Genomic DNA, 13,479 nt, shown 5'->3' with positions numbered 1-13,479 from the left:
CACAGGCACACCGGCGGCCGCACTACGCTCGGATCACGGCCGGCGACACCGCTGCCGGCCCTTCGAGTCGCCGCACCTCAAAAGGGTGCACACCGACCCAGCCCGGAGGCTGTCCATGCATGTGTTCACCAGCGCCGAAAGCCAGGACTCCACAGCGCACGAGCAGGTCGTCTTCTGCCAGGACCGGCAGACCGGCCTCAAGGCGATCATCGGCATCTACTCGACCGCGCTCGGCCCGGCACTCGGCGGCACCCGCTTCTTCCCGTACGCGAGCGAAGAGGATGCCCTGCGCGACGTGCTCGACCTCTCCCGCGGGATGGCTTACAAGAACGCGGTCGCCGGCCTCGACCTCGGCGGCGGCAAGGCGGTCATCTGGGGCGACCCGGAGCGGATCAAGACCGAGCCGCTCCTGCGCGCGTACGGCCGCTTCGTGCAGTCGCTCGGCGGCCGCTATTACACCGCCTGCGACGTCGGCACCTATGTGGCCGACATGGACGTCGTGGCCCGCGAGACCCGTTATGTGACCGGCCGCAGCCGGGAGCACGGCGGCGCCGGCGACTCCTCCATCCTCACCGCCTGGGGCGTCTTCCAGGGCATGCGCGCGGCCGCCGAGCACACCTGGGGCGCACCGACGCTGGCCGGGCGTCGCGTGGGCGTCTCCGGGCTGGGCAAGGTGGGCAGGGTACTCGTGCGCCACCTGCTCGACGACGGCGCCAAGGTGGTCGCCACCGACGTCAGCGAGAAGGCCGTGGAGTTCGTGCGGCAGGCGTACCCGCAGGTCGACATCGTCCCGGACACGACCACGCTGATCACGTCCGACATCGACGTGTACGCGCCCTGCGCACTCGGCGGCGCGCTCGACGACGACACCGTGCCCGCCCTGCGCGCCAAGGTGGTCGTGGGGGCCGCCAACAACCAGCTCGCCCACCCCGGCATCGAAAAGCTGCTCGCCGACCGGGGCGTGCTGTACGCGCCGGACTACGTGGTCAACGCGGGCGGCGTGATCCAGGTCGCAGACGAGATCGAGGGCTTCAACTTCGAGCGGGCGAAGCTCCGCGCCAGCCGGATCTACGAGACGACGCGCGACATCCTCCGGCTCGCCGACGCCGACGGTGTACCGCCCGCGGTAGCCGCCGATCACCTGGCTGAGCGGCGGATGGCGGAGGTTGGCCGGCTGCGTTCCATCCATCTCAACTGATGGACCGGATCCCGGTACGCAGCGCTCCACCACCCCCCACGGTCCGCCATGACCATGGAGACCGTGCTGTCCAGCTGGGGAATTTTTCAGTCATGACCGCTTCGCCGAAACGACCCTTACCCGCCGCTGAGGCCGGATCCGGACGAACTCGCGCGACGCGCGGGGGTGGCGCGGGTAACCCGAGGTGCCGAACCGCCGCATCCCCATGTACCGTAAGAGCCACGAGAGATGCCTGACGTCATCGGGGCCCGCCTTCGGGCTGCCCCGAATTCTGTGCGAGGGGGTCGAGCCATGGGGCGCGGCCGTGCTAAGGCCAAGCAGACAAAGGTGGCCCGGGAGTTGAAGTACCACTCCCCGAACACCGACCTCGCCGCCTTGCAGCGAGAACTCTCCGGCAGCGGCAAGTCGGACCACGACTTCGACGACGACTACAAGGAATACGTCGACGATGACGAGGACGACGACGCAGACGATCCGGACGACTGGGCGCGCCGCGCCCGCTGACCGGTAGTCACACTTGAGCACGCGGTGACAGCCGCGTGCTCATGCGTGCCCGCGCCACGTCACCTGCCTGACGCGAAGGTCATCTGCCAAATGCGATCAGGGCACCCCGTTCTCGTCGGGGCGCCCTGATCGAGGCTGGTTGGTGGATCAGCGAGGCCGGTTGTTCCAGTTGTAGAACGTCGGGATGTTCTCGAAGTGGTTCCAGGCGCAGACCGCGCCGGAGTCCGTCGAGGCGGCCTCGGCGCGCTGGCGGCGGGCCTCCTCCGCCTCGGACAGCAAAGCGTTCAGCCCGGCCTGGGCGGCGTGCACCCGCTGAGCCACCGGATCGAGGGGGGCGGCCTGGTCGACAGCGCCGTCAGGCTGCCGGCGGCTCGTGGTCTCGGGCATGGTCCAACACTCCCTCTAGTAGATGGATCTTGCTGTTGCGGCAGTGATCGGTCTCCGTACCGTCGAAACGCCCATGCTCGAAGTACCGGTTGGCGGCATGCGCACCGCCACAGAAGCCGAAGTACGGACAGCTGGCCCGGCACGCCTCCACTCCACTGAGAAACTCGGCGACCCACGGCGTACCCGTCGCCGCTCCCGCGATGATCTCAGGGAGCGGGCTGGTCAACACGTTGCCGCTGGTGAAGTCCGCGTACCGGGGATCGGTGAAGCCGGCCAGTTCGGGAGAGAGCAGGACCACCGAGCCGTCGTACCCGATGGTGGGGATGGGGTCGAGCTGCCGGGGCAGCACCTCGTCGGCGGTGCCGTCGAGCACCGCGGCGGCGTACCGCAGCGACCACTCGACCTCGCGCACGTGTATGCGGGGGTCGCGGCGCCAGGCACCGACGAGCTCGGACCAGAAGCCGGCGACCGCCGCCGGGTCGCGCGCGTTGGACCTGGCGTTGACGCCCTCCTGCTCCTCGATGTTGATGCCGAGCACGTCGCAGCCGAGGTCGAGGAAGTATGCGTACAGCTCGGCGGCGAGCCCGGGCTCCGGTCGCGCCACCACGCAGAGGGCCGAGAAGCCGATGCCGCGGCGGCGCAGCGCCTCGATGCCGTCGATGACCCGGTCGTACGAGGGTCGCCCGCCGCGGGTGACCCTCTCGGCGTTGCGCTCGCGCGGCCCGTCGACGCTCACGCTGACCCGGATCTCGTGCGCCGCGAAGAAGTCGCACCACCGGTCGTCGATCAGCGTGGCGTTGGTCTGCACATGGTGCTCGACACCGCGGTCGAACGGCGCCAGCAGGGCGGCGAGGTGCTCCCGCCCGGCCGCGAGCGGCTCACCCCCGTGCCACACCACCGAGAAGCGACCGCCGGCAGCCCACTCGTTGACCGAGCCGGCGACCGCCGCCGACACCGCCGCCGGCATCTTGCGGTCGTCGGAACGAAAAGGCAGGTAGCAGTAGGCGCAGTCGAGGTTGCACAGGGTCGTGGGCTGCATGACGACGTACGTCGGTATCGGGGCGATGCCACGCATGCCGCTGAACGCCTGCTGCTGGCCCGCCACCGCGCAACTCCTCCGCCGCCGCCCCGTCGATCTAGGATATATCCGCGCTGGTGAATCCACCCGTGCCGATTGCTCCAGATCAGCGGCGCGATGCGCTAGCCGCGCGTGTGCTGGCCGATCATCTGCACCATGCCGGTGCCCTCGATCACCTCGCCGGCCTGCCAGGCGGCGATGCCGCGACCGGCGAGGAAGGCCAGCGCCCGGTCGGCGTCGGCGGCCGAGACGATCGCGAACATGCCGACGCCCATGTTGAACGTCGACTCCATCTCGGCGTCGTCGATGCGCCCCTTGGCCTGCACCAGCTCGAAGATCGGCTGCGGCTTCCAGGTGGAGCGGTTGACCACCGCGTCGACGTGCTCGGGCAGGATGCGGACCAGGTTGCCGGGGATGCCGCCGCCGGTCACATGGGCCAGCGCGCGCACGTCGCACTCCTCGATCAGCTTGAGGCAGTCGCGGGCGTAGATCTTGGTCGGCGTGAGCAACTCCTCGCCCAGGGTGCGCTGGCGGCCGAAGTCTTCCACCACCGTGTCGAGGCGCATCCGGCCGGCGCCGAGCAGCACATGGCGGACCAGCGAGAAGCCGTTGGAGTGCAGGCCGGAGGAGCCCATCGCGATCACGACGTCGCCGACCTCGACCCGCTCGCGGCTGAGGATCTCGCTCTCCTCGACCACGCCCACACCGGTGGCGGACAGGTCGTACTCATCCGGGCGCAGCACGCCGGGGTGCTCGGCCGTCTCGCCACCCAGGAGCGCGCAGCCCGCGTAGCGGCAGCCGTCGGCGATGCCCGCGCCGATCTCGGCCACCTTGTCGGGCACGACCTCGCCGCAGGCGATGTAGTCGAGCAGGAACAGCGGCTCCGCGCCGCACGCCACCAGGTCGTCGACGACCATCGCGACCAGGTCGATGCCGACCGTGTCGTGGATGTCGAGCTGCTGCGCGATCACCAGCTTGGTGCCCACGCCGTCGGTGGACGAGGCGAGGATGGGGTTCTGGTACTTCTTGACGTCGAGCCGGAAGAGACCGGCGAAGCCCCCCAGATCGCCCATGACCTCCGGCCGCAGCGTCCGGTGCACCTTGGACTTCAGCAGCTCGACCGCCTGCTCACCAGCGTGGATCGACACACCGGCGTCCGCGTACGTCACGGTGCGCTTGCGGCCGGACCGACTCGACCCCGCGCTCCACGGCTGGCGGCTGGATCCGGCACCGTTGGTGCCCGCGCTGCTGCTGCGCTCGGTCACGTGCGTCACGGTTCTCCCCTTTTTTTGCATTTCGCGGCGGGCCGCGTCGGGTAGCGGTCGAGGATCTCTCGACGAACTGGCTACGGGCGGTGCAGCGCGTCGCCGCCGCCCGGACTGGCGACGAGCGGATGTGCGCCAGGCGCGGAGCGATCCGCCCCGGCCTCGTGGTCATGCGGCGCCCCCGCGGTGCCGCTGTCGGCGACGACACGCTTGTCGACGCCTTCTAGCACGTGTTTTCCGATCAGGTTGCCGGCCGGCAGATCGATCGGGTATTCGCCATCGAAGCAGGCGCGGCACAGTCGCGTCTTCGGCTGCTCGGTGGCGGCGATGAGACCGGCGAGCGACACGTAGCCGAGCGTGTCGGCGCCGATCGAGCGGCGGATGCCCTCGACATCCAGGCCATTGGCGAGCAGCTCGGCCCGGGTGGCGAAGTCGATGCCGTAGAAACACGGCCAGGTGACCGGCGGAGAGGAGATCCGCACGTGCACCTCGAGCGCGCCGGCCTCGCGCAACATGCGGACGATCGCGCGCTGAGTGTTGCCGCGGACGATCGAGTCGTCGACGACCACTAGGCGCTTGCCGCGGACGTTTTCCCGCAGCGGATTGAGCTTGAGCCGGATGCCGAGCTGGCGGAGGGTCTGCGACGGCTGGATGAAGGTGCGCCCGACATATGGGTTTTTCATCAGGCCGGCGCCGTATGTGATGCCGGAGCCCTCCGCGTAACCGATCGCGGCGGGCGTGCCCGACTCGGGCACCGGGATCACCAGGTCGGCCTCGACCGGGTGCTCCTTGGCGAGCTGGCGGCCGATCTGCACGCGCGCGGCGTGGATGTTGCGGCCGGCGATCGTGGTGTCCGGGCGGGCGATATAGACGTACTCGAAGAGGCAGCCCTTGGGCTCGGGCGCGGCGAAGCGGGCCGAGCGCAGCCCGTGCTCGTCGATGGCGATGAGCTCTCCGGGCTCCACCTCGCGCACGACGCTGGCCCCGACGATGTCCAGCGCCGCCGTCTCGCTGGCGACCACCCAGCCACGCTCCAGCCGGCCCAGCACGAGGGGCCGCACGCCGTGTGCGTCACGTGCGGCGTAAAGCGTGGTCTCATCCATGAACACGAAGCTGAACGCGCCGCGCAGCGTAGGCAGGACCTCCATCGCGGCCGCCTCGACAGAGAGGTCGGGGCGACTCGCGAGCAGCATGGTGACAAGAGCGGTGTCAGAGGTGGCGCCGTCGGAGTTGAGACCGCGGCCCGTCGCCTCGCGCGCGAGCTGGGCGGTGTTGACCAGGTTGCCGTTGTGCGCGAGCGCGATCGTGGTGCCGGCCGGCGTCGCGCGGATCGTGGGCTGCGCGTTTTCCCACGTCGAGCCGCCGGTCGTGGAGTAGCGCGCGTGCCCGATGGCGAGGTGACCGCGGAGGCTGGCGAGCGTCGGCTCGTCGAAGACCTGGGCGACGAGGCCAAGATCCTTGTAGACCACCACGCCCGAGCCGTCGCTGACCGCGATGCCCGCGGCCTCCTGGCCACGGTGCTGCAATGCGTACAGACCGAAATAGGTGAGCTTTGCCACCTCTTCCCCCGGCGCCCAGACACCGAACACGCCGCAAGCATCTTGCGGGCCGGGCCGTTGGGGGTCGAGGTCGTGGCTCAACCGGCCGTCGCCTCGGGGCACCTGCCGCTCCTCAGTGCTGATCCGGGACTTCCTGTCGCCACAGTGTACGCGAGGCAAGGCTGATAACAGAGAGCCACCTTTTGGCTTCCTCTCGTTACCGAGATCGTCAAATCACTACGGTGTTACATAGGTATGTAGCCGGATATGTCGGCCCGGGTACCGCTGGCCGTGATGCGCCCCTGCGTAACCGCCTCGTCCCAGCCGACCCGGCCGGTGGCCAACTGGACCCAGGTGACCGGATCCATCTCGACGACATTTGGCGGCGTGCCTCGGGTGTGTCGTGGACCGGCACCGACCTGTACCGCACCGTATGGTGGGACCCGCACCTCCACGGACCGGCCGGGAGCGCGCCGCGCGAGGGCGGAGAGGAGCTCCCGCACGGCATCACGCAGCATCGACCGCTCGGGCACCTGGCCCGCGTCGAGCGCCGCCAGGACCGCTTCCAAGACGACGGACTTATTGTGCGCAGGGGACACGTCGGGACGATACGACCCTCAGTTTCCACACAAGGTCCCGCCCCTGGGTCGCGCCGGTACCCCCGAACAAGGCATAGTTGCCGACGGTGTACTTGTCACGGGCTGGTTGCTGTGCTGCGGCGGCCGAGAGCGGGATGAAGGAAACGGAAGGGCGGTGGACGTGACTACGCACCGACGAGCCTGGATGCTTCGCGCCGGTGTGGTCGGGGCGCTGGTTGTCGGCACTCTCGTCGCCGTTCCCGCACCCGCCTTCGCAGAAGACCCGAACGTCCAGATCACCAACCTCTCCTCCGGCACCATCAACGCCGGCCAGCAGGCCACCTTGCAGTACAGCGTCCGCAACAACAACCAGACGCCGACGTCGTTCCAGATCAGCGTCAGCACGTTCGACGGGCTCTCCTGCAGCGGCGAGTGCGACGTGCAGCGGCAGATCAACCCCGGACAGACGGCCAACTTCAACGCGACTCTGGTCGGTGGCAACGTGCCGGCCGGGCAGACCCGGCAGGGCACGCTGCGCATCCGCGTCGAGAGCAGCGACGGCAGCGGCAACGCCGAGCGAAACATGACAGTGCGCGGCCCCCAGCAGCAACAGGAGCAGTCGGTCAGGCAGGTGTCTGGCAAGGTCAAGGACACCACCACCGGCGAGGGCATCGAGGGCGTCTCGGTCGCGCTGCTCGACTCGAAGGACCACCGCTGCAACACCACGACGACCAGCAGCGGCAACTACCGGTTCACCAGCTGCGATGGCCAGCCGATCGCGGTCGGCGACATCTTCGTCGGTGTGCAGCACGAAGACTACGGCGACGTCGACGAGAAGAAGGTCACCGGCGGCGCCGGCCAGTCCGTGACGGTGGGCACGTTCGCGCTGAAGTCCACCAAGGTGGCGACGCCCTCCGCGGCCCCGTCCGCTCCGCCGACCGAAGAGCCGGTCGCGAGCGAGGAGCCGGCAGCCGAGGAGTCCGACCTCGCCGCCCAGCCCGTCGCCAACAGCTCCGGCGGCGGCATGGGCTCGTGGCTCCTGATCATCGTCGGCGGCCTGCTCGTCGCCCTCGGCGTCGGTGCGATCGTGCTCCTCATCGTGCGACGCAAGCAGGATGGCGCGGACGATGTCGACGACGATGCCCCGGAGCAGCCGATGCGCCCCGGCGGCCGCACGCCGGTGCCCGGCGCGCAGGGCGTCTACCACCCCGCCAACGACGCCACCAGGATCGCCGGCGCCGGCGCGGGTGCCGCCCCCACCATGATCGGGCGCCCCTCGATGGCCGACGCGCCCACGATGCTGCATAGCCCGGTGCCGCCGGCCGACGAGTTCCCCGACCCGTACGGCGCGCCGCTCCCGCCGCAGAGCCCCAGCTACAACGGCCAGGGCGGGTTCGCGCCGCCCCAGGCCGGCGGTGGCTACGGCCCCGGTGGCGCGGGCGCGACGAGCGTCTACGGTGCGGCTCCCGCCTCGGGCAACGGCTACGGTGGTCCGGCCGGTGGCCCCAGCGGCGGCGGCACCTACGGTCGCGGGTCGGCGGGCGGCGGCGGTGAGTACGGCCGGCCCACGAGCGGCAGCGGCTACGGCGCCCCGAGCGGCCCGACCAGCGGCAGCGGCTACGGAGGACCGAGCGGCCCCACCAGCGGCAGCGGCTACGGCGCCCCAGGTGGCCCCACCAGCGGCAGTGGCTACGGCGGGCCCAACGGCGCACCGGCCGGCGGTGAGTACGGTCGCCCGATCAGCGGCAGCGGCTACGGCACCCCGAGCGGCCCCACCAGCGGCGGTGGCTACGGTGGCCCTGGCGGCTACGACCGCGGCGGTGCCAACGGCTACGGCGGCCCGGCCGCGCCTGGTGGCTACGGCAGCCCCGCCGCACCGGCCGGCCCGTACGCGGGCGGCGGCGGTCGCGGTGACGACGGCTACGGCGGCGGTCGCGACTACCGCGAGCCCCAGGGCGGCGGCTACGGCGAGCCCTCAGGCGGTGGCTACGGCGGCGGCAGCGACCGCTACGACGAGCCCACCGGCCGCTGGGACGGCAACAACGCTGGCGGCCAGGGCGGTGGCTACGGCCAGTCCCAGCCCTCGGCGTACGGGTCCGGCACCTACGGCAGCGGTGGCGGCGGCTACCGGGGCGAGCCCGAGCCCGACCGTGGCGGTGGCTACGGCCCCGGTGGTGGCTACGACCAGGGCGGCGGCTACGGCCCCGCTGACGGTGGCTACGGCCAGCCGCGCGGTGGCGGTAGTGGCGGTGGTGGCGGCTACGACCAGGGCGGCGGCTACGGCGGCCAGTCCGGTGGCGGCTACGGCAACGGCGGCTATGACCAGGGCGGCTACGACCAGGGTGGTGGCTACGAGCAGGTGCCTCAGCAGCGCGGCGCCGGCTACGACCCGCGTGGCGGATACGACCAGGGCGGCTACTACGGCGACGACCAGGCCGGGCCGCATTCGGGCCGCGGTGGTCCGCAGCAGCCAGCCGGGCGGGGCGAGCGCCGTTCGCTCGACTGGCTCGACGACTGAGGCAAGCTTCGAAGTGGCCGCACCGGAAGCCCGGTGCGGCCACTTCGCTGTTCAGCCCTTTACGACAGCCCGTGCCCTACCACTCGGCGCGCCCGAACACGACCACGCGCAGCAACGCTCGGCGAGCCCGAACAACGACGGCCCGCACAGCGCCCCTCGCCCGAACACGACCACGCGCAGCAACGCTCGGCGAGCCCGAACAACGACGCCCGCGCAGCGCCTCTCGGCGAGACGAAGACGCCCGCGCAACGCTGCTTGGCGAGCCCAAAGGGGCATCAGGCGGAGGTGAAGACGCCGTTTCGCAGCACCGGTACGACGTCGGAGACGCCCACCTCGACGGCGATCGCCACGTCCGTGGCAAACCCTGACTCGGTCAGCTCGCGCCCGGACGCGCAGGCGCGGATCGCGCCCGGCAGGTCGGGGACGCTGGTCAGCGCGGCCAGCGCCACCGCCGCCTCGACCGAAAGGCCGCCCGGCGCATCTGCCAGCCCGTCGAGCACCGCCGCCGCGCCGAGCAGGTCTTCCACGCCGGGGCGGAGCGCGCCGTCGGGCCACCGTTCGCCAGCCGCGACGACACCGATCGGGGACTGACGCGAGCCGTACCCCTCGGAAAGGAGCCAGCGCGCGACGGCGCGTGCGTTGCGGACGCAGCCGGCGACCACCGGATGTCCGGTCGCGCTCGCGGCGGCGGAGATGGCCGAGCCGTTGGGCGAGGGCAGCACCAGGTCGGGCACGACCGGCGCGGAGCGGAGGCTGGCCGGCGAGAGCGACCACGGACGCTCCCGGTTCACCGCGCGGCGACCGACCGCCGCGACCGCGCCGATGCGGCGGGCGAAGTCGTCGGCCTGCGCACCCCACGGAAAAGGATGCACCCGCATGCCCCGCCCCACCGCGACGTCGACCGACGTGGTGAACGACAGCACGTCGACCACGACCAGCACCGCGCAGACGCGGCCCAGCTCAGCCGCGCCCGCCAGACCCCACTCGAAGCGGACGCCGGTGCCGGGCTGCGCGAAGAGCGGCTCAGGCACCGAAGAGGCGCGGCAGGGTCGCGGTGTGCGCCTCCCGAAGCTCGTCGAGCCCGATCGTGAACTGGTCGCGGACCTCGAGCTGCCCACCGCTCTCGTCGGTGACGCCCAGCGCGCACCACGGCACGCCCCGCTCGGTGCAGAGCGCGGTGAACGCCTTCTCCTGACCGTGCGGCACCGACACCATCGCCCGCCCAGCCGACTCGCTGAAGAGGTAGACGAACGGCATCGAGCCGGCGGTGAAGTCGTCGGGCAGCGCGATCCGGGCGCCCACGCCGCGGCGCAGACACGCCTCCACCAGCACCTGCGCGAGGCCACCGTCGGAGAGGTCGTGCGCCGAGGTGAGGTGACCGACCCGAGCGGCCTCGGCGAGAAGCTCGGCCAGCGCCCGCTCGCGGGCCAGGTCGACCTTCGGCGGCACGCCACCGAGGTGCTCGTGGGTGACCCACGCCCACTCCGAGCCGGAGAGCTCCAGCCGGGTCTCGCCGAGCAGGAAGATGATGTCGCCCTCGGCGTGGGCGGGCTTGGGGAAGCCCATTGGGACCCGCTGCGCGACGTCGTCGAGCACGCCCAGCACGCCCACGATCGGGGTCGGATGGATGGCCGCCGCGCCGGTCTGGTTGTAGAAGCTGACGTTGCCGCCGGTGACCGGGATACCCAGCTCGGCGCAGCCGTCGGCCAGACCCCGCACCGCCTCGGCGAACTGCCACATCACCGCCGGGTCTTCGGGCGAGCCGAAGTTGAGGCAGTTGGTGACCGCGAGCGGCTTGGCGCCGGTGACGGCGACGTTGCGGTAGGCCTCGGCGAGTGCCAGCTTCGCCCCGCTGTACGGGTCGAGGCGCGCGTATCGCCCATTGCCGTCGACCGAGAGCGCCACGCCGAGCCCGGAACTCTCGTCGATGCGGATCACACCGGCGTCTTCCGGCTGGGCGAGCACGGTGTTGCCGAGCACGTACCGGTCGTACTGCTCGGTGACCCACGACTTATCGCAGAGGTTGGGCGAGGCGATCATGCGGAGCAGCGTCGCGCGTACGTCCTCCGGTGTGGAGGGTCGCGGCAGCGTCTCGGCGCGGTCGGCCTGGAGCAGGATCAGGTCGGCGGGCTCGCGGACCGGCCGGGCGTACACCGGGCCGTCGTCAGCGAGCGAGCCGGGCGGCACGTCGACGACCGTGTGCCCCTGCCACGTGATCGTGAGGCGGCCCGGCAGCCCGTCGGGGCCGGGCGGGGTGACCTCGCCGATCGCGGTGGCCAGCACGCCCCACCGGGCGGCCGTCTTGAGCACGAACTCGAGCTGGTGCGGCTCGACGATGAGGAGCATGCGCTCCTGCGACTCGCTCGCCAGGATCTCGTGCGGTGCCATCGACGGCTCGCGCAGCGGCACGTGGTCGAGCTCGACCGTCATGCCGGTGCCGGCCGCCGCGGCGGTCTCGGTGAGCGCGCAGGTCAGGCCCGCGCCGCCGAGGTCCTGGATGCCGACCACGCGGCGGTCGTCGTAAAGCTCCAGGCACGCCTCGATCAGGAGCTTTTCCATGAACGGGTCGCCGACCTGCACCGACGGGCGGCGCTGCTCGCTCTCGCTGTCGAACGTCGCGCTCGCCAGCACCGACACACCGCCGATGCCGTCACGGCCGGTCTTGGCGCCCATGAGCACCACGATGTTGCCCGGGCCGGCGGCCGCCTTGTTTTGCAGGCGGTCGACCGGGAGCACGCCGACGCAGAGCGCGTTGACCAGCGGGTTGCCCTGGTAGCAGGGGTCGAAGACGACCTCGCCGCCGATGTTGGGCAGGCCGAGGCTGTTGCCGTAGCCACCGATGCCGCCCACCACGCCGGGCAGTACGCGCGCGGTGTCTTCGTGGTCGGCGGCGCCGAAGCGCAGCGGGTCCATGACCGCGACCGGGCGCGCGCCCATCGCGAGGATGTCGCGGACGATGCCGCCGACCCCGGTGGCCGCGCCCTGGTAGGGCTCGACGTAACTGGGGTGGTTGTGCGACTCGACCTTGAAGGTCACCGCGATGTCGTCGGCGATCTGGATGACGCCCGCGTTTTCCCCGATGCCGGCGAGCAGCCGGTCGCTGGGCGGCGCCTTCTCGCCGAACTGCCGCAGGTGCACCTTGCTCGACTTGTAGGAGCAGTGCTCGCTCCACATGATCGAGTACATCGCCAGCTCGGACTGCGTGGGCCGGCGGCCGAGCACCTCGCGGATCCGCTCGTACTCGTCGGTGCGCAGGCCCAGCTCGGCGTACGGCTGGAGCTCGTCGGGCGTCGCGGCGGCGCGCTGGACGGTGTCGGGACCGCCGTCGAACTCGCCCACGACGACATTCGCGACCGCCTCGCTGTTTTCCTCGGCGGCCACCTGGGGCTCAGTGGTCATGACGCTCCCTGGTCCGCCGGCACACCGGCGAGGAACTTCAGCATCGACGTGAAGAAGCCGAGACCGTCGGTGGAGGGGCCGGTCAGGGCGTCCACCGCGTGCTCGGGGTGCGGCATCATGCCGACGACGTTGCCAGCCGCGTTGCTGACCGCGGCGATGTCGCGCTGCGCGCCATTGGGGTTGCCGCCCACGTATCGCGCGACGACCTGCCCGTTGGCCTCGAGCTCGTCGAGCGTGCGCTCGTCGGCGACGTAGCGGCCCTCACCGTGCTTGATCGGGATGACCACTTCCTGGCTGTCGTTGAACGCGTTGGTCCACACCGGCTGCACCGCCTCGATGCGCAGCCGCTGGTCGCGGGCGCGGAAGTGCATGTGCTGGTTGCGGATGAGCGCGCCGGGCAGGATGTGCGCCTCGCAGAGGATCTGGAACCCGTTGCAGATGCCGAGCACCGGCAGCCCGTCGCGCACCGCGGCCGCGATCGACTCCATCACCGGGGCGAACCGGGCGATCGCGCCACCACGCAGGTAGTCACCGTAGGAGAAGCCGCCGGGCAGGATCACCGCGTCGACACCGTGCAGGTCGGGGTCGGCGTGCCAGAGCCCCACCGCGTCGCCACCGGCGAGGCGCACGGCACGCATCGCGTCGCCGTCGTCGAGCGACCCGGGGAACGTAACCACACCAACCCGTGCACTCATGCGGGCGCCTCCGCCGGCTGGGACTCCTGGGAGTCGCCTTCGGCGATATGCAACGCGAAGTCTTCGATCACAGGGTTGGCCAACAGCTTGTCGGCGATCTCACGGGCCCGGTCGAGATCGGGCTCGCCGGCAAACTCGATCTCGATGCGCCGACCGATCCGGACGGAGGTGACATCGTCGACACCGAGGCGGGGCAGCGCGCTGGCCACCGCCTGGCCCTGCGGATCGAGGATCTCCGGCTTGAGCATGACGTCGACAACGACGCGAGCCACTGGACACTCCTGACTGTGCACGCAGATTTTGCCGCTATCGGCCTCTG

General features: G+C 71.2%; 12 protein-coding genes. 3 read left to right on the top strand and 9 right to left on the bottom strand.

All coding sequences use genetic code 11. The features are described from left to right. The first annotated feature begins 115 nt into the window (after window positions 1-115). Together ACFFIA_RS00585 and ACFFIA_RS00580 are read left to right on the top strand one after the other, a co-directional pair. Complete coding sequence (locus ACFFIA_RS00585) at window positions 116-1,198, top strand: Glu/Leu/Phe/Val family dehydrogenase (RefSeq protein WP_377243572.1); 1,083 nt, start codon at window positions 116-118, stop codon at window positions 1,196-1,198. Window positions 1,199-1,489: 291 nt separating this feature from the next. Next, on the top strand, window positions 1,490-1,702 hold the full coding sequence (locus ACFFIA_RS00580) for a DUF3073 domain-containing protein (protein WP_377243570.1): 213 nt from the start codon (window positions 1,490-1,492) through the stop codon (window positions 1,700-1,702). A 147-nt stretch (window positions 1,703-1,849) separates the two neighbouring features. On the opposite strand, the gene amcA is transcribed toward ACFFIA_RS00580, so the two are convergent. From amcA to ACFFIA_RS00555, 5 genes are all read right to left on the bottom strand, one after another. After that, window positions 1,850-2,089, bottom strand: coding sequence for a multiple cyclophane-containing RiPP AmcA (gene amcA / locus ACFFIA_RS00575; protein WP_377243567.1), 240 nt, complete (start codon window positions 2,087-2,089; stop codon window positions 1,850-1,852). After that, a complete protein-coding gene (gene amcB / locus ACFFIA_RS00570) occupies window positions 2,058-3,164 on the bottom strand; it encodes a cyclophane-forming radical SAM peptide maturase AmcB (RefSeq protein WP_377243840.1) in 1,107 nt (368 codons plus the stop codon). Before amcB ends, amcA begins: the two co-directional genes overlap by 32 nt. 125 nt (window positions 3,165-3,289) lie before the next feature. Then, on the bottom strand, window positions 3,290-4,441 hold the full coding sequence (gene purM / locus ACFFIA_RS00565; protein ID WP_377243564.1) for a phosphoribosylformylglycinamidine cyclo-ligase: 1,152 nt from the start codon (window positions 4,439-4,441) through the stop codon (window positions 3,290-3,292). Between the two features lie 71 nt (window positions 4,442-4,512). After that, window positions 4,513-6,093, bottom strand: a complete 1,581-nt coding sequence (gene purF / locus ACFFIA_RS00560; RefSeq protein WP_377243561.1) for an amidophosphoribosyltransferase — start codon at window positions 6,091-6,093, stop codon at window positions 4,513-4,515. 122 nt (window positions 6,094-6,215) lie between these two features. Next, complete coding sequence (locus ACFFIA_RS00555; RefSeq protein ID WP_377243558.1) at window positions 6,216-6,569, bottom strand: sterol carrier family protein; 354 nt, start codon at window positions 6,567-6,569, stop codon at window positions 6,216-6,218. Between the two features lie 184 nt (window positions 6,570-6,753). Here ACFFIA_RS00555 and ACFFIA_RS00550 point away from each other — a divergent pair, with 184 nt between their 5' ends. Next, entirely contained in the window at window positions 6,754-9,066 is a 2,313-nt protein-coding gene (locus ACFFIA_RS00550) for a carboxypeptidase regulatory-like domain-containing protein (protein WP_377243555.1), read from the top strand. A gap of 275 nt (window positions 9,067-9,341) precedes the next feature. Here the strand turns inward: ACFFIA_RS00550 and ACFFIA_RS00545 are convergent, their stop codons facing one another. The 4 genes from ACFFIA_RS00545 to purS are packed head-to-tail and all read right to left on the bottom strand — an operon-like array spanning window position 9,342 to window position 13,432. Further along, window positions 9,342-10,097 (bottom strand): 2-phosphosulfolactate phosphatase, encoded by a 756-nt coding sequence (locus tag ACFFIA_RS00545; protein ID WP_377243552.1) that lies wholly within the window; start codon window positions 10,095-10,097, stop codon window positions 9,342-9,344. Next, the gene (gene purL, locus ACFFIA_RS00540) at window positions 10,090-12,465 is read right to left on the bottom strand and encodes a phosphoribosylformylglycinamidine synthase subunit PurL (protein ID WP_377243549.1); all 2,376 of its coding nucleotides are present in this window, start codon (window positions 12,463-12,465) and stop codon (window positions 10,090-10,092) included. The genes ACFFIA_RS00545 and purL overlap by 8 nt, the downstream gene beginning before the upstream one ends. Beyond that, window positions 12,462-13,160, bottom strand: coding sequence for a phosphoribosylformylglycinamidine synthase subunit PurQ (gene purQ / locus ACFFIA_RS00535; protein WP_377243546.1), 699 nt, complete (start codon window positions 13,158-13,160; stop codon window positions 12,462-12,464). The genes purL and purQ overlap by 4 nt, the downstream gene beginning before the upstream one ends. After that, window positions 13,157-13,432, bottom strand: a complete 276-nt coding sequence (gene purS, locus ACFFIA_RS00530; RefSeq protein ID WP_377243543.1) for a phosphoribosylformylglycinamidine synthase subunit PurS — start codon at window positions 13,430-13,432, stop codon at window positions 13,157-13,159. Before purS ends, purQ begins: the two co-directional genes overlap by 4 nt. Window positions 13,433-13,479: the final 47 nt, after the last annotated feature.

The sequence above is a fragment of the Phytohabitans kaempferiae genome (assembly GCF_042433955.1).
Lineage (GTDB): Bacteria > Actinomycetota > Actinomycetes > Mycobacteriales > Micromonosporaceae > Phytohabitans > Phytohabitans kaempferiae.
Note: the sequence above shows the minus strand (reverse complement) of the source record. Positions and strands in the feature narration are given on the sequence as shown.